This is a genomic window from Microbacterium sp. bgisy203 (genome assembly GCF_965345155.1).
In the GTDB taxonomy this organism is placed as follows: domain Bacteria; phylum Actinomycetota; class Actinomycetes; order Actinomycetales; family Microbacteriaceae; genus Microbacterium.
In genome coordinates, this window is record NZ_CBDRLZ010000005.1 from 28,481 (window position 1) to 44,110 (window position 15,630).

The 15,630-nt window shown below is 70.7% G+C and carries 14 protein-coding genes; all 14 read right to left on the bottom strand.

The window, feature by feature from the left end; translation table 11 throughout:
• Window positions 1–13: 13 nt before the first annotated feature.
• On the bottom strand, window positions 14–316 hold the full coding sequence (locus ACRVYW_RS09290) for a YggT family protein (protein WP_431803914.1): 303 nt from the start codon (window positions 314–316) through the stop codon (window positions 14–16).
• A gap of 2 nt (window positions 317–318) precedes the next feature.
• The gene (locus tag ACRVYW_RS09295) at window positions 319–801 is read right to left on the bottom strand and encodes a cell division protein SepF (protein ID WP_431803916.1); all 483 of its coding nucleotides are present in this window, start codon (window positions 799–801) and stop codon (window positions 319–321) included.
• A 32-nt stretch (window positions 802–833) separates the two neighbouring features.
• The gene (locus tag ACRVYW_RS09300) at window positions 834–1,523 is read right to left on the bottom strand and encodes a YggS family pyridoxal phosphate-dependent enzyme (protein ID WP_431803918.1); all 690 of its coding nucleotides are present in this window, start codon (window positions 1,521–1,523) and stop codon (window positions 834–836) included.
• On the bottom strand, window positions 1,520–2,671 hold the full coding sequence (ftsZ, locus tag ACRVYW_RS09305; protein WP_431803920.1) for a cell division protein FtsZ: 1,152 nt from the start codon (window positions 2,669–2,671) through the stop codon (window positions 1,520–1,522). The genes ACRVYW_RS09300 and ftsZ overlap by 4 nt, the downstream gene beginning before the upstream one ends.
• A 212-nt stretch (window positions 2,672–2,883) precedes the next feature.
• Window positions 2,884–3,879, bottom strand: coding sequence for an FtsQ-type POTRA domain-containing protein (locus ACRVYW_RS09310; protein WP_431803922.1), 996 nt, complete (start codon window positions 3,877–3,879; stop codon window positions 2,884–2,886).
• Between the two features lie 3 nt (window positions 3,880–3,882).
• Window positions 3,883–5,340: a UDP-N-acetylmuramate--L-alanine ligase gene (gene murC, locus ACRVYW_RS09315; protein WP_431803924.1), complete on the bottom strand. Its 1,458-nt coding sequence runs from the start codon at window positions 5,338–5,340 to the stop codon at window positions 3,883–3,885.
• Between the two features lie 191 nt (window positions 5,341–5,531).
• Complete coding sequence (locus ACRVYW_RS09320; RefSeq protein WP_431803926.1) at window positions 5,532–6,644, bottom strand: UDP-N-acetylglucosamine--N-acetylmuramyl-(pentapeptide) pyrophosphoryl-undecaprenol N-acetylglucosamine transferase; 1,113 nt, start codon at window positions 6,642–6,644, stop codon at window positions 5,532–5,534.
• A gap of 10 nt (window positions 6,645–6,654) precedes the next feature.
• Window positions 6,655–7,935 carry a putative lipid II flippase FtsW gene (gene ftsW / locus ACRVYW_RS09325; protein WP_431804293.1) on the bottom strand — a complete coding sequence of 427 codons (1,281 nt, stop codon included), beginning with the start codon at window positions 7,933–7,935 and terminating at the stop codon, window positions 6,655–6,657.
• 56 nt (window positions 7,936–7,991) lie between these two features.
• The gene (gene murD, locus ACRVYW_RS09330) at window positions 7,992–9,521 is read right to left on the bottom strand and encodes a UDP-N-acetylmuramoyl-L-alanine--D-glutamate ligase (protein ID WP_431803928.1); all 1,530 of its coding nucleotides are present in this window, start codon (window positions 9,519–9,521) and stop codon (window positions 7,992–7,994) included.
• On the bottom strand, window positions 9,518–10,627 hold the full coding sequence (mraY, locus tag ACRVYW_RS09335) for a phospho-N-acetylmuramoyl-pentapeptide-transferase (RefSeq protein ID WP_431803930.1): 1,110 nt from the start codon (window positions 10,625–10,627) through the stop codon (window positions 9,518–9,520). Before mraY ends, murD begins: the two co-directional genes overlap by 4 nt.
• The gene (locus tag ACRVYW_RS09340; RefSeq protein WP_431803932.1) at window positions 10,624–12,036 is read right to left on the bottom strand and encodes a UDP-N-acetylmuramoyl-tripeptide--D-alanyl-D-alanine ligase; all 1,413 of its coding nucleotides are present in this window, start codon (window positions 12,034–12,036) and stop codon (window positions 10,624–10,626) included. The genes mraY and ACRVYW_RS09340 overlap by 4 nt, the downstream gene beginning before the upstream one ends.
• Before the next feature lie 75 nt (window positions 12,037–12,111).
• Window positions 12,112–13,929, bottom strand: a complete 1,818-nt coding sequence (locus tag ACRVYW_RS09345; protein ID WP_431803934.1) for a peptidoglycan D,D-transpeptidase FtsI family protein — start codon at window positions 13,927–13,929, stop codon at window positions 12,112–12,114.
• A gap of 4 nt (window positions 13,930–13,933) precedes the next feature.
• Window positions 13,934–14,542: a hypothetical protein gene (locus ACRVYW_RS09350; protein WP_431803936.1), complete on the bottom strand. Its 609-nt coding sequence runs from the start codon at window positions 14,540–14,542 to the stop codon at window positions 13,934–13,936.
• Window positions 14,539–15,498, bottom strand: a complete 960-nt coding sequence (gene rsmH / locus ACRVYW_RS09355) for a 16S rRNA (cytosine(1402)-N(4))-methyltransferase RsmH (protein ID WP_431803938.1) — start codon at window positions 15,496–15,498, stop codon at window positions 14,539–14,541. Before rsmH ends, ACRVYW_RS09350 begins: the two co-directional genes overlap by 4 nt.
• Window positions 15,499–15,630: the final 132 nt, after the last annotated feature.

Sequence of the window (15,630 nt, forward strand, 5' to 3'; positions counted from 1 at the left end):
GTGCGAGACGAACTCACGAGCGCGCGATGGCTCCCGTGATGGACATGAGGAACACGACGATGAGCATCGTCAGCGGAAAGCCCAGGTCGAGAGCGACAGGTCCCAGGCGCAACGGAGGAATCAGGCGCCGAAACAGCCGCAGCGGCGGATCGGTGATCGTGTACACCACTTCGGCGACCACGAGACCGAAACCCTTCGGGCGCCACTCGCGGTTGAAGATCGGGATGTACTCGAGCACGAGCCGCGCGAGCATGACGAGCAGGTAGATGAACAGCAGGGTGTTGACGATCGCCGCCACCCACCGCAGGACCTCCACGATTACTGCGTGAAGGGCGCCGCCTCGGGGTCGGCCGGCGCGAGCGTGCCGTCACCCGAGATCGCGACGTTCTCGGGCGAGAGCAGGAACACCTTGCTGGTGACCCGCTCGATACGCCCGTAGAGGCCCAGCGAGAGGCCGCTCGCGAAGTCGATGAGACGCCGCGCGTCGGCGTCGCTCATCTGCGACAGGTTGATAATGACGGGGATGCCGTCACGGAAGTTCTCGGCGATCAGCTGCGCGTCGCGGTATTGCTTCGGGTGCACCGTGAGGATCTCGCTGACGGTGCCGGTGGCCGTGGGCTGACGGACGACGGCGGGGCGGTGGAGCGGAGTCACGGGTGCGGCCTTCTCGATCGTGCGGTCGGCGGTGCGCTCACTCGCGCGCTCGCGGCGCGCGGGGGTCTCGGCGGCCGGCTCGTCGTAGATCTCTTCTTCGTCGGCGAGGCCCAGGTACACCATGGTCTTCTTCAGCGGGTTCGACATCGCATTCCTCCGTTTGCTCGTCTTGTTGCAGGCTAACCGTGCACGGGCCGCGGGCCCGTGATTGCCGTGCCGATCCGCAGGTGTGTCGCACCCGCGGCGATCGCCTCGGCGAAATCTCCCGACATCCCCGCCGACATCCACGTGGCATCCGGGATCACGCGGCGCACCGCGTCCGCGGCCGCGGCGAGGCGGGCGAACGCCTCGGCGGGTGCGGCGGTGAGCGGGGCGACCGCCATGACACCCCGCACGCGCAGCGAGGGGCAGTTCGCCGCGACGTGGGTCGCGAGGGGTTCGACGTCATCCGGCGCCGCTCCCCCGCGCCCCGGATCGTCCGTGAGGTTGACCTGAAGGAACACGTCGAGAGCGGCGCCCCCGGGGTCGGCCAGGTGGAGGGCGTCGGCGAGGCGTTCGCGGTCGAGGGAGTGGACGACATCGGCGGACGCGCGCACCGCCCGCGCCTTCTTCGTCTGCACCTGGCCCACGAAGTGCCACGTGAGGTCGGCGAGCTCGCTCAGCTCATCGCGCTTCGCGCTGAGCTCCTGCTGCCGACTCTCCCCCACGTCGCGAACGCCGAGCTCGTACAGGTCCGCGATGAGGGGCGCCGCATGGAACTTCGTCACCACGATGCGGGTGATCTCCGCCGGGTCGCGACCCGCCGACCGCGCGGCATCGGCGATGCGCGCGTCGACGTCGGCGAGTCGCGCCGTGAGGTCGGTCGTCACTTCAGGAAGTCGGGGATGTCCAGGTCGTCCGAGCCGTACACCGAGTCGTACGCGTCGGTCGACGCCGCGGCGGTGACCGAGACCGACTCGCGCTCTTCGGCATCCGCGATCTCGCGTGCGGCCTCATCGGCGGAGACCGCCGGCACGACGGGGGTCGCGACGGGGCGCTGCGCGGTCATCGGCTCGATGCGCGCCTGCGGCTCACCGCCGTCGAATCCGGCCGCGATGACGGTGACCCGCACCTCGTCGCCGAGCGTATCGTCGATGACGGTTCCGAAGATGATGTTCGCCTCGGGGTGCGCCGCCTCTTTGACCAGCTGCGCGGCGTCGTTGATCTCGAAGATGCCGAGGTTCGATCCGCCCTGGATCGACAGCAGCACGCCGTGGGCGCCTTCGATGGATGCCTCCAGCAGGGGCGATTCGACGGCGAGCTCTGCGGCCTTGATCGCGCGGTCGGCGCCGCGCGCCGAGCCGATGCCCATGAGCGCCGATCCCGCCCCCTGCATGACCGACTTGACGTCGGCGAAGTCGAGGTTGATGAGACCGGGGGTCGTGATGAGGTCGGTGATGCCCTGAACACCGGCGAGGAGCACCTGGTCGGCCGTCGCGAACGCCTCGATCATCGAGATGCCGCGGTCGCTGATCTCGAGCAGGCGGTCGTTGGGGACGACGATGAGGGTGTCGACCTCTTCCTTCAGCTTGTTGACGCCCGCCTCGGCCTGGCTCTGTCGGCGGCGGCCCTCGAAGGAGAAGGGGCGCGTGACGACACCGATGGTGAGGGCGCCGATCGACTTGGCGATCCGCGCGACGACGGGTGCGCCGCCCGTACCGGTGCCGCCGCCCTCGCCCGCCGTCACGAAGACCATGTCGGCGCCCGCGAGCGCCTCCTCGATCTCCTCGGCGTGGTCCTCGGCGGCGCGACGGCCGACCTCGGGATCGGCGCCGGCACCGAGCCCGCGCGTGAGCTCGCGGCCCACGTCGAGCTTGACGTCGGCGTCGCTCATCAGCAGCGCCTGGGCGTCGGTGTTGACGGCGATGAACTCGACGCCCCGCAGGCCGAGTTCGATCATGCGATTGACGGCGTTCACGCCGCCGCCACCCACTCCGACGACCTTGATCACCGCGAGGTAGTTCTGGTTCTGGCTCATGCCGGCCTCCATCTGTCCCGAACCCGAAACGTCTAAACCTTGAACCTCAAGTTGAGGTTTAAAGAATTGCCGAGTATGCAATTCCTTGATTGAAGGTAAGCGGGAGCGGGCGCGCGGATGCCGAGGCGCTGGGCGTGTCGCGCGAAAACACGCGACCATTCCGCTGCGACGCGTGCGACCGGCGCGGCGTGCGACCGGCGCGGCGTGCGACGTCAGCGGATGACGATGACGTCGACCGACGACACGTCGTAGCTCGAGACGCCGTCCGGCGGGCGGGCGGCCATCGAAGACGCGAGCAGCACGGCCTTCTTCGCCGAGTCGTCGGCGTTCCCCCACACGACCTCGGTGCCCGTCGCCCCGAGGGTCAGGGTGACGTCGTTGGCGGTCGTCGCCGACATCGCGGTGACCTGCGTGCGGATGTCCTCCGGAAGCGATCGGAAGACGGTCCCGACCGCGGTGAACGCGTCGGAGCCGGTACCACCCTCGACCGTGATGACGGGGTGTCCGGGCGCGGGCTCGGGCGTCGTCGCGAGCGCGACCCCCGCGGCATCCACCAGCGTGTACCCCGCCGCGGACTGGACCGACCCGATCGGGGTGCGCTCGACGATGCGCACCACGAGTTCGTGCGGCGGCCGCGCCTCGAGCGTGTACGACTCGACGAGCGGGAACTGCACGAGCGCCGCCTTGACCTCCGACGAGCTCACCCGCGGCAGCGGCGTGCCGATCTGCCCGGCGAGGGCCTCTTCGACAGCGGCCGCATCGAGCGAGCTGGTACCGATGACCGTCACCTGCTGCACCGCGAACAGGGGGCTGTAGGCGGCACCGAGCGATCCGAGCACGAGCAGAGCGAGCGCGCCGAGGACGCCGATCCACAACGCGCGGCGGCGTCGCTGGCGGACGGTGAAGCGGCGCACCTCGGTGCGAAGCGCCTTCCGTCGTGCACGCGCGGCAGCCCACACCTGCCGGACGCCGATCTCCTCGTCGACGGCGGCGTCCGCACCCGCGGCATCCACACCGCTCGGGTCGGGCTCGCCGTCCGCCTCATCCGGGGCGGGCACGTCGGCGACCTCCGCGGGCCGGCCGTCGCGCCGCGGCGGCAGCACGCTGCGGACCGGCGTTGCCGTGTCCGCCTCGATCTCCGCGTCGCTCCGGGCGTCGGGCGACGCGGGCGCGGCCCGGTCTACCGGCAGCGGGGACGGGCGGCGCACCCGCTAGACCCCGGTCTCGAGCGGAGCGCCCTGAGATGCAGACGTCGACGCAGACGTCGCAGGCACAGACGTCGCCGCGAGCGCGTCGAGCACCTGCGGGATGATGAGGTACACGTTGCCGCAGCCGAGGGTCACGACGTAGTCGCCGTCGCGGGCGATGGATGCCGTGTAGTCGGCGGCCTGCTGCCAGTCGGCGACGAAGTGGACGTGCGCGGGGTCCTCGAACGCGCCGCTGACGAGTTCGCCGGTGACGCCCGGCACGGGGTCTTCGCGCGCGCCGTAGACGTCGAGCATGACGGTGTGGTCGGCGTACTGCTCGAGCACCTCGGCGAACTCGCGGTACATCTCCTGCGTGCGCGAGTAGGTGTGCGGCTGCTGGATCGCGATGATGCGCCCGTCGCCCACGACGGTCCGCGCGGCAGCCAGTGCCGCGGCGACCTCGGTGGGGTGATGGGCGTAGTCGTCGTAGACGCTGACGCCCCGCTCGACGCCGTGCAGCTCGAATCGGCGCACGGTGCCGCCGAAGCCTTCGACGGCGCGGAGGGCGGGCTCGAGGTCGTATCCGAGCGTCAGGAGCACGGCGACCGCGCCCGCCGCGTTGACCGCGTTGTGGGCACCGGGAACGGCGAGCCGGCCCGCGACGGTGACACCGTCGTGCGTGAGCGTGAAGGAGACGGGGCCCTCGGTGACGATGTCGGCGACGCGCACGTCGGCGGCGGCATCCTCACCGAAGGTCACCACCGTCGAGTGCGTGATCGCCGCGCGGACGCGCCGCGCCCCCGGGTCGTCGGCGCTGATCACGACGGCCTCGCGCGCCTCGTTCGCGAAGCGGGCGAACGCGTCGTAGAACGCGTCGCGCGTGCCCCAGTGGTCGAGGTGGTCGGGGTCGACATTCGTGATGAGAGCGACGGAGGTGTCGTAGAGGAGGAACGTGCCGTCGGACTCGTCGGCCTCGATGACGAAGAGGTCGTCGCCGCCGGTGCCGCTGGAGACGCCGAGGTCGGCGATCACTCCCCCGCTGACGAACGTGGGGTCGGCGTCGAGGGTGTGCAGGGCCGTCACGAGCATACCGGTCGAGGTCGTCTTGCCGTGCGCGCCCGCGACGCTCACGAGGCGGCGTCCGCCGATGAGCCAGTGCAGAGCCTGCGAGCGGTGGATGACGTGCAGGCCGCGCTCCTTCGCGAGGAGGAACTCGGGGTTCTCGGGCCAGATCGCACCCGTGTGGATCACGGTGTCGACGTCGTCCGGCAGGTTCGCGGCGTCATGTCCGACGTGCACCTCGGCGCCGCGGGCCGCGAGCGCCTGGAGCGCGGCACTGTCGGCGCGATCCGAACCCGACACGCGGATGCCGCGGTCGAGGAACATCCCGGCGAGGCCGGACATACCGGAGCCGCCGATCCCGATGAAGTGGGCGGCGGCGATGTCCTCGGGGAGGGGAAGCGTGAGGTCGGGTCGAATCATGGCCCGACAAGTCTAAATCGGCGCTTCCCCCGGAGCGCTCCGCCGCGCGGGCGCGGCACGCGACAGGCGGACGTGGCACGCGCCAGGAAAGTGTCGGCGCAGATCGTCGTCATACGCGCCGATGAGGACGGATCACGCCGACGATCCACGCGCAGACAGCGATGTGCGACGACGAAACGGCGGGAGGACCCTCAGCGCGCGAGCGCGCGGTCGAGTTGGGCGACGACGTTCTCGGTGCCCGAACGCGCGGAGGGAGCGGATGCCTGGGCGGCGGCACCCAGGGCCGCCAGGGCGCCGGCATCCGACAGCAGCGGCACGATCTCGGCGCGGACGCGTTCCGACGTGAACTCGGCGTCGGGGATGAGGCGGGCCGCTCCCGACGCGACGGCGGACGCCGCGTTGAGGGCCTGCTCGCCGTTGCCGACGGCGTAGGGCACGTACACGGCGGGGATGCCGAGCGCCGACAGCTCGCTGACGGTCGCCGCGCCCGCTCGCGAGACGACGAGGTCGGCGAGGGCGAGGGCCAGATCCATACGGTCGAGGTACGGCACGATGCGGTAGCCCGCGACCCCCGGATCGATGATCTCGTCGCGCTCGCCCGCCGCGTGGAGGAGCTGCCATCCGGCATCCAGGACGTCGTGCCACGCCCCGCCGAACGCCTCGTTGAGCCGGCGCGCGCCGAGCGATCCGCCGAAGACGAGGAGCACGGGTCGATCGGGGTCGAGCCCGAAGAACGCCGCCGCCTCGGCGCGCGTCGCGGACCGGTCGAGGCCCAGCAGTTCGGGATTCAGGAGCTCGGGACGCAGCGGCATGCCGACGACCTCCGCCCGTGGCAGCGGCGTGCCGGGGAACGTGATGCCGACCGCGGCCGCGCCGCGGGCCCCGAGGACGTTCGCCAGGCCCGGCCGGGCGTTCGCCTCGTGGACGACGTACGGCACGCGCGCCCGCCGTGCGGCGACGTACGCCGGCGCCGACGCGTAGCCGCCGAACCCCGCGACGACGTCCACACCGCGCTCGCGGAGATGCCCGCGCACCTGCGCCAGCGCACGCCGCCACGCGAGGGGGAACCGCGCGGCGGCGAGGTCCGGGCGGCGCGGGAACGGCACCTTGTCGACGATCAGCAGCTCGTAGCCGCGCTCGGGCACGAGCCGCGACTCGAGCCCCTCCTTCGTGCCGAGCACGAGGACCTGCGCGTCGGCATCCCGCGCCCGAAGCGCGTCGGCGACGGCGAGCAGCGGGTTGACGTGCCCCGCGGTGCCCCCTCCGGCGAGGAGGTAGGTGACGGATGCCGGGTGATCACTCACCCGATCGAGCCTACCGGCGAGCGGGCCGCGCGCCGCGTGGGATCGGCGCCGCGGCGGGCACCGGCGTGCGCATCGGCAGTGTGCGGGCGAACGACAGCAGCGCGCCACACGCGAGGAGTACGGAGAGGAGCGAGGTGCCGCCCTGCGACATGAACGGCAGCGGCACGCCGAGCACCGGGAACAGGCGCAGCACGACGCCGATGTTGACGATCGCCTGGCCGACGACCCACACCACGATGCCGCCCGAGACGATGCGGATGAACGGGTCGTCGGTCTTCCGGATGATGTGGAACGCGCCGACCGCGAACAGGGCGAACAGGGCGAGGACGACGAGGCATCCGATGAGCCCGAGCTCTTCGCCGAGGATCGCGAAGATGTAGTCGTTCGCCTTCGCGGGGAGCCACCCGTACTTCTCCCGCGAGTTGCCGAGGCCGAGGCCGAAGATCCCGCCGCCGGCAAGGCCGAACACGCCGTGCACCGCCTGGTAGCAGTCGCCGACGGGCGCGTTGTAGCAGGCGGTCGAGTCGAAGTGCGTGAGCGAGCTCATGATGCGCGCCATGCGGTTGGGGCTCGTGATGGCGAAGTACGCCGCGGCGACGACGACGAGGATGAGCGGGACCAGGAACATCCGGAGCTTCACGCCCGAGAAGAAGAGGCACCCGAGGAGAATCGCCATGAGGATCAGGCCCGTGCCGAGGTCGTGGCTGCCGACCGCGACGAGTCCGATGACGAGGCCGCCGACCGGGACGACCGGGATGAACACGTGCGACCACGAGGTGAGGAGCGACCGCTTGCGGTAGAGCACGTAGCCGAGCCAGAGCGCGAGGCTCAGCTTCAGGAACTCCGACGGCTGCATCTGGAAGCCGGCGACCTGGATCCAGTTGCGGTTGCCGTCGTTGACCACGCCCAGGCCGGGAACGAAGACGAGCAGCTGGAACGCCGTCGTGACGATGAGCGCGGGCCAGGCGATCCGCTTCCAGAACGTCACCGGCAGCCGGCTCGCGATGAGCATGAGCGGGATGCCGATGAGCGCGAACGCCGCCTGCTTCATCACGACTTCGAACGGGCTCTCGCCCTTCGCGACGGAATCGGCCATGGTCGCCGAGAGCACCATCACGAGCCCGAACCCCGTGAGCAGGAGCGCCGTGGAGAGGATGAGGAGGAACTCGCTCGGCACCGGCGCGAAGGCCCGCCCGAGCGAGACGCGCGCGGCGAACCCCGTGGGCCGGGCATCACGGGACGTGGCTCCGCCGGGCTCGTCGTCGCGGGCGACGGGACGGGAGGTCGTGATCGTCACCGGCTCCCCTTCCGATTCACTCTCCGGGCCGGCTCATTCTCCGGGCCGACTTACTGTGCGGGCCGCGTCTCCGGGCCGAACCTGCGTTGCACGGCCTCGGCGAACCGGGTACCGCGGTCAGCGTAGGACGTGAACTGATCGAACGACGCCGCGGCCGGAGCGAGGAGGACCACGTCTCCGTCACGGGCGATCTCGGCCGCGAGTTCCACGACCTGCGCCATGACGTCTTCAGTCTGTGCGTCGTCGACCTCGAACAGCGGAATGGCGGGCGCGTGTCGTGCGAACGCGCCCGCGATGGTCTCTCGCTCCACGCCGATGACGATCGCGGCCTTCACTCCGGCGCCGCGCGCCGCGACGAGGTCGGAGATGTCGACGCCCTTCAGCAGCCCACCCACGATCCAGACGGCGCCCGGGAAGGCCGCGAGCGAGGATGCCGCGGCGTGCGGGTTCGTCGCCTTCGAGTCGTCGACCCAGGTGACGCCGTCCGCGATCGCGACGATCTCGATGCGGTGCGGGTCGAGGCGGAAGGTCTCGAGCGATTCGGCGATCGCCGCGGGCGCCACGTCGAGGGATCGCGCGAGCGCCGCAGCGGCGAGGATGTTCTGCACGATGTGCGGCGCCGCGAGCCCGTTCCGGGCGAGGTCGGCGACGGTGGTGAGTTCGAGCGCCGAGGTGTGCCGGTCGTCGAGGAACGCACGGTCGACGACGATCCCGTCGACGACGCCGACGTCGCTCGGCCCCGGCACTCCGAGGTCGAAGCCGATGGCCCGGCATCCTTCGACCACGTCGGCCTCTTCGACCATCTCGCGCGTCGCGATGTCGGCCTTGTTGTAGACGCACGCGATGCGGGTGCCCTGGTAGACGGCGGCCTTCGCGTCGCGGTAGGCGCGGAAGGACCCGTGCCATTCGAGGTGGTCATCGGCCAGGTTCAGGCACACGCTCGCCCAGGGGACGAGCGCGCCGACGCCGGTCGCCCGCGCCAGGTACCAGAGCTGGTGGCTGGAGAGCTCGACGACCAGCGCGTCGAAGCCGGCCGGGTCGCGGATCGCATCGAGCACCGGGACGCCGATGTTCCCGACCGGCGCCGCCCGGAGCCCTCCCGCGACGAGCATGGATGCCGTGAGCTGCGTCGTCGTCGTCTTGCCGTTGGTCCCGGTGATGAGGAGCCACTCCGCGGGCGTGCCGTCCGGGCGGAGCACCTTGTCGCGCACGCGCCACGCGAGCTCGATGTCGCCCCATAGTGCGACGCCCTGCTCCTGCGCCCACACGATCAGGGGGTGGTGCGGAGCGAACCCGGGCGAGGCGACGATCACCTCGGGGGCGAAGTCGACGAGCTCGGCGGGGACCGTGTAGAGCGGTCCCTCCCAGAGCCGCGCGCCGATGACGGGGACGAGGCGCGCGTACTCCTCGGCGGCGCGCTCGGTGACCACGAGCACCTCGGCGCCGAGCTCGGCGAGCGTGTCGGCGGCCGAGAAGCCGGTCATCGAGAGCCCGAGGACGGCGACGCGCAGACCCGTCCAGTCGGCGTGCCAGCTGCCCAGCGCATCGAGGTCGCGCTCGCCGTCCGCTCCGCGGCTCATACGGCCGCCAACCAGGCGACGTAGAAGAGCCCGACGCCGGTGACGGCGAGCATGCCGGCGATGATCCACATGCGCACGACGATCGTGATCTCCGGCCAGCCGCGCATCTCGAGGTGGTGGTGGAACGGACTCATGAGGAACAGGCGTTTGCCGCCGGTCGCCTTGAAGTAGTACCGCTGCAGGATCACTGAGCCTGGGCCGATGATGAAGACGCCCGCGATGATGACGGCGAGGATCTCGGTGCGGGAGAGGATCGACATCGCGACGATCACCCCGCCGATCGACATCGATCCGACGTCGCCCATGAAGACCTTCGCCTTGGGCGCGTTCCACCAGAGGAACCCGACGAGGGCGCCCACGAATGAGGCCGCGATGATCGTCAGGTCCATCGGGTCGCGGGTGTCGTAACACGCTGCCTGATAGGCGGTGACGAGCGCGCTCGACGAGCACCGCTGCTGGAACTGCCAGAACGTCACGAGGCTGTAGGCCGAGATGGTGAAGATCCCCGCGCCGGTCGCGAGGCCGTCGAGCCCGTCGGTCAGGTTCGTCGCGTTCGACCACGCCACCGAGAGGAACGACACCCACACGAGGTAGGCGATCCAGCCGACCACGACCCCGAGAGCGAGGAACGAGAGCATCGGGATGTCGCGGAAGAACGAGATGTACGGCGATGCGGGCGTCTGGCCCGAGCGGTTGGGGAAGTTCAGGGCGAGGATGCCGAAGGGCACCGCGACGGCCACCTGACCCACGATCTTCCGCCAGCCCGAGAGCCCGAGGCTGCGCTGCTGGCGCACCTTCATGTAGTCGTCGATGAAGCCGACGATGCCCAGGCCCACCATCATCCAGATGACGAGCAGCCCCGAGATCGTGGGGGGCGCGCCCCCGGTGAACGTGCCGACGACGTACCCGACGATCGCGCCGAGGATGAAGATGACGCCGCCCATCGTGGGCGTGCCGCGCTTGGTCTGGTGCGACGGGTTGTGCTCGTTCTCGGGGGTGCGGATGACCTGACCCCACCCGAGCTTTTCGAACAGCCGGATGAACAGCGGCGTGAGGAAGAGGGTGAAGGCGAGCGAGATCGTCGCGGCGGTCAGCAGGGATCTCACGAGAACGATTCTCCCAGACGATCGCCGAGGTGCCGCAGTCCCGCGACGTTGGACGATTTCACGAGGACCCGGTCGCCGTCGCGGAGTTCGGTCATGAGATAGTCGTACGCCTCGTCGGCGGTCTCGAAGAAGACCGCCTCGCCGTCCCATGATCCCTCGCCGATCGCGGCGAGGTAGAGGCGACGCGCGTCGCGGCCGACGACGACGATCCGCTCGATGCGCAGGCGCACGGCCTGCAGGCCGACCCGGTCGTGCTCGTCGCCGGCGTACTCGCCCAGTTCGCTCATCGCGCCGAGGACGGCGACCTTGCGCTGCCCCGGCCCCGTGATCTGCGCAAGGGTGCGGAGGGCGGCGGACATCGAGTCGGGGCTGGCGTTGTACGCGTCGTTGATGATGCGCACGCGCTCCGATCCGAGCGGCTGCATGCGCCAGCGCTCGGCGATCTCGACCGTCTCCAGGCGCGCGATGCCCTGGGAGATCGGCACGCCGAGCACCTCGGCCGCCGTGAGCGCGGCGAGGGCGTTCATCACGTGGTGCTCGCCCAGGACGCGCAGGCGCAACGGCATCCGCTCGCCGCCCGCGACGACGACGCACGTGGTGCCGGATGCCGTGACCTCGACGTCTTCGGCGCGGACGTCCGCGCCCGGCCCGCGCCCGAACCACCGCACCGAGACGCCGCGCGCCTCGGCGACGTCGGCCATCGTGGCGACGCGCGCGTCATCGGCGTTGAGGACGGCGACACCGCCCGGGCGGAGCGCCTCGACGAGCTCGGTCTTGGCCTTGAGGGTCGCTTCGACACCGCCGAAGCCGCCCGCGTGTGCGAGGCCGACCATGAGGACGACGCCCACATCGGGCGTCACGAGGCCGGCGAGGCGCGCGATCTGCCCGGGGCCGGCCGCGCCGAACTCGCTCACGAGGTAGCGGGTGGCCTCTGTGACGCGGAGCATCGTGAGCGGCGCTCCGACCTCGTTGTTGTACGACGCGCGGGGGGCGACGGTCTCACCCTCGTCCTGCAGGATGCGGGCGAGGAGGTTCTTCGTCGTGGTCTTGCCGTTGGAGCCCGTGATGCCGGTGACCGTCAGGCCTCCCCCGGCGCGCACGCGCGCGACGACCGTCCGGGCGAGGTCGGCGAGAGCCTGCACGGCATCCGCCGCCACGATCTGCGAGATCGGCGCATCGACCGGGTGCTCGACGATCGCGAGCGCGGCGCCCGCCTCGGCGACAGCGGGGACGAACAGGTGGCCGTCGGTGGTCTCGCCCGGCTTCGCGACGAAGATGTCGCCCGGCCCGATGAGCCGCGAATCGGTGTCGACGGTGCCGTCGACGACCGTTTCGGCGGTGTCGGCGCCGAACGCGTGGAGGGTTCCCTCGACGGCGTCGGCGACTTCTGCGAGGGTCATCCGGATCATAGCTGCGTCATCCTCACGCGCCGGAGCGCGTCATGTCGTCAATCGGTTCTGCCTCAGTGCTCATCGGGTGACCGATCACTGGGTCACGGGGAGCAGGGGCGTTTCGGAGTTCGACGGCATGACACGGTAGTGGGTGAGCACCTGCATCACGGCCTTCTTGAAGACCGATCGGTTCGCGGAGGACATCCGGACGGTCTTGGGCTCGTCGAACAGCGTCAGAACAACGTACTGCGGATCGTCCGCGGGGACGAAACCGGCGAGCGAGGTGATGAACACGCCGTTCTTGTACCCGCCGGCGCCGTCCGGGAGCTGCGCGGTGCCGGTCTTGACCGCGAGGCGGTACCCGGGGATGTTGATGTCGGCGGCGAGCGTGCCCTGCGCGTAGACGTTCTCGAGCATCTGCGACACCTCGGCCGCCGTCTGCGGCTCGATGACCTTCACCGGCTCGGCCACGGTGGGCGTGACGACGGTGCCGTCGGCCTTCGTGCACGACTCGACGAGCTGCGGCGCGATGCGGACGCCCCCGTTCGCGATCGTCTGGAAGAGGCTCACCACCTGCAGCGGCGTCACGGTGAAGGCCTGGCCGAAGGTCGTCGTGTAGTAGGTCTGGTTGTCCCAGTCCTTCGCATCCGCCGAGAAACCGATGAGGGGCGGCGCACCCGACCAGTTCAGCGCGTCGGGCTGGCCGACGCCGAACTTCTCCAGGTACTGCTGGCGGACCTCCGCGGGGACGCGCGTGCCGAACTGCGACATCGCGACGTTCGACGAGGTGACGAGGCCGCCGGTGAGGGTCAGGTTCTGCGTCGGGTGCTTCTCGGAGTCGTTGATGACGGCGCCGTTGGGGAACTCCATCCGGTCGGGCGTCACGACCGTCGACGTCGGCGAGAGACCCGCCTGCTCGATGACGGTCGCAGCGGTCACCGGCTTGAATGTCGAGCCCGGCTCGTAGGAGGTGCTGAGCAGACGCGACCCGCGGTCTTCCGGAGCGGATGCCCCCGGATCGTTGGGGTCGACGGTCGGCGTCTCGGCGATCGCCCGGATCTTGCCGGTCTTCGCCTCCATGACGATGATCCCGCCCCAGTCGGCCTGGTAGTGCGCGGTCTCCTCGAAGATGAGTTGCTGCAGGAACCACTGCAGGTCGGTGTCGATCGTGAGCTTCAGGGTTCCGCCGTCGACCGCCGGCGTGTCCTTCTCGGTACCGGGGATGATCACGCCGTCGGCGCCCCGCTGGTAGGTGCGCTCGCCCGGCGTCGGCTCGAGGCAGGCATCCTGCTGCTTCTCGAGTCCCTCGAGCGCCGTGCCGTCCGACCCGACGAAGCCGAGGAGGTTCCCCGCGACGGCGCCGTCCGGGTAGGTGCGCGACGGGTGCGGGGGGAAGGAGAGGAAGGGCAGGCGGAGCTCGGCGAGGGCCCGGTACTCCTCCGTCGACACGTAGCGCTTGACGTACGCGAACTGCGAATCGGGGTTCTCGGCGAGGGCGTCGGCGACGATCTTCTCGATGTCCTCCGCGCTCTGCCCGGTGACGGCCGCGATCCGCGCCGCCAGCTCGGGCCACGCGACCTTCTCGGGGTCGCCGTCCGCGTTCTTCACGACCTTGCCGTCGGCGTCACGCTTGTCGATGCCCTCGACGGCGAGCATGGGCGAGATCTGCACGTCGTACAGCAACGTGCTGGTGGCGAGGATCGAGCCGTTCGCGTCGACGATCTCTCCTCGCGCCCCGTACAGGGTCTGCCTCGCGCCGGTGGCGAGCTTCTGCGACGCGTCGATGTGCTCGTTCGCGTTGACGACCTGGATGTCGACGAGGCGCACGACGAACGCGGCGAGCACGGCGAGCACGACGCCGAGGGCGACGACCGTCCGGCGACGCGGGGAGCGGGTAGCGCGAGTCGTCATGTTCTCAGTGTGTGGCGGGCGTCGGCAGACCGTCGGCGATCGCGGGGGGTGTCGACGTTTCGGCGGCGGCGGCGATCGCCTCGTCGGTCGCGCTGACACCCGCGTCGAGCGTCGCGTCGGGGTCGCTGACGAGGGGCTTCCCGGCGACGAGGGCGTTCGCCACGGCCGCATGGGTGAGCGCGTCGACCGCGCTCAGACCGTTGTTGCCGGCGGCCGTTCCGATCACGGCGTTGTCGCTGAGGCGGAGATACGTCGGCGCCTGGCCGGTGACCATGCCGAGGGCGGCGGCATTTGCCGCGAGGTACTGGGGCGAGCTGAGCCCCGCGATCGAGTCGGTGAGCATCTGCTTCTCGTAGTCGAGCGAACGCTGCTGCGCGGTGAGGTCGGCGATCTCGTACGAGCCCTGCGTCGTGAGGATCGACAGACCCATCTGCGCTGCACCGATGAGGACGGCTCCGGCAACCGCGACGATCCCGTAGACCAGACGCGGGCGCCGCCGCGGGGCGGGCGTCTCGAGGGCGTGCAGGCGCCGCTCGGGGCGTTCCGCCGGCCATCGGATCGGAAGCTCGGCCGGCCGTCCAAGACCCAGGATGCTCTCCGCTGGAACGCTCATACCGCCTCCGCCACGCGCTCGGCCGCGCGCAGGCGCACGGGTGCGGCGCGGGGGTTCCGCGCCTTCTCCTCATCGGAGGCGAGTTCGGCCCCCTTGGTCAGCAGTCGGAACCGCGGGGCGTGCTCGGGGAGCTCCACGGGAAGGCCCGCCGGCGCGGTGGATGCCGAGGCATCCGCGAACAGCCTCTTGACGATGCGGTCCTCGAGCGACTGGTAGCTCATGACGACGATCCGGCCGCCCACCCGCAGAAGGTCCATCGCGGACGGGAGCGCACGTTCGAGCACGGCGAGCTCGGTGTTCACCTCGATGCGCAGCGCCTGGAACACGCGCTTGGCGGGGTGACCGCGCCCCTCGCGCTGGACGGCGACGGGGGTCGCGGCGACGAGGATGTCGACGAGCTGTCCGGAGCGCTCGATCGGGGCGTCGGCGCGCGCGGCGATGATCGCGCGGGCGTAGCGCCCGGCCAGCTTCTCTTCGCCGTAGCGCTCGAAGATGCGCCGGAGGTCGCCCTCGCCGTAGGTCGCGACGATGTCGGCGGCGGTCGTCCCGGAGGTCTGGTCCATGCGCATGTCGAGCGGCGCATCCTGCGCGTAGGCGAAGCCGCGATCGGCCTCGTCGAGCTGCAGCGACGACACGCCGAGGTCGAACAGCACGCCGTCGATGCGGTCGGCACCGGCGGAGGCGACCGTGGCCGCGATGTCGTCGTAGACGACGTGGACGAGTGTGACGCGGTCGCCGAAGCGGGCGAGCCGCTCCCCCGCGATCCGCAGCGCGTCGGTGTCGCGGTCGAGGCCGATGAGCCGGATGTCGGGGAACCGGTCGAGGAGCGCCTCGGAGTGGCCGCCCATGCCCTCCGTGGCATCGACGAGTACAGCGCCGGGAGCTGCGAGCGCGGGGCCGAGAAGCTCGACGCAGCGTTCGAGGAGGACCGGGGTGTGGATGCCGGAGAGAGCCATGATGTGTCGGGCTGCGGTGCGGTGATCCGTGTGGGTGATCCGGGGCCGAGATCCCCATCCGCCTGACCTGGCACCGGGGAAGTGTGTCAGGGCGTGCGGCTGGGAGTCACGGCCACGGATCAGCATTCGCAG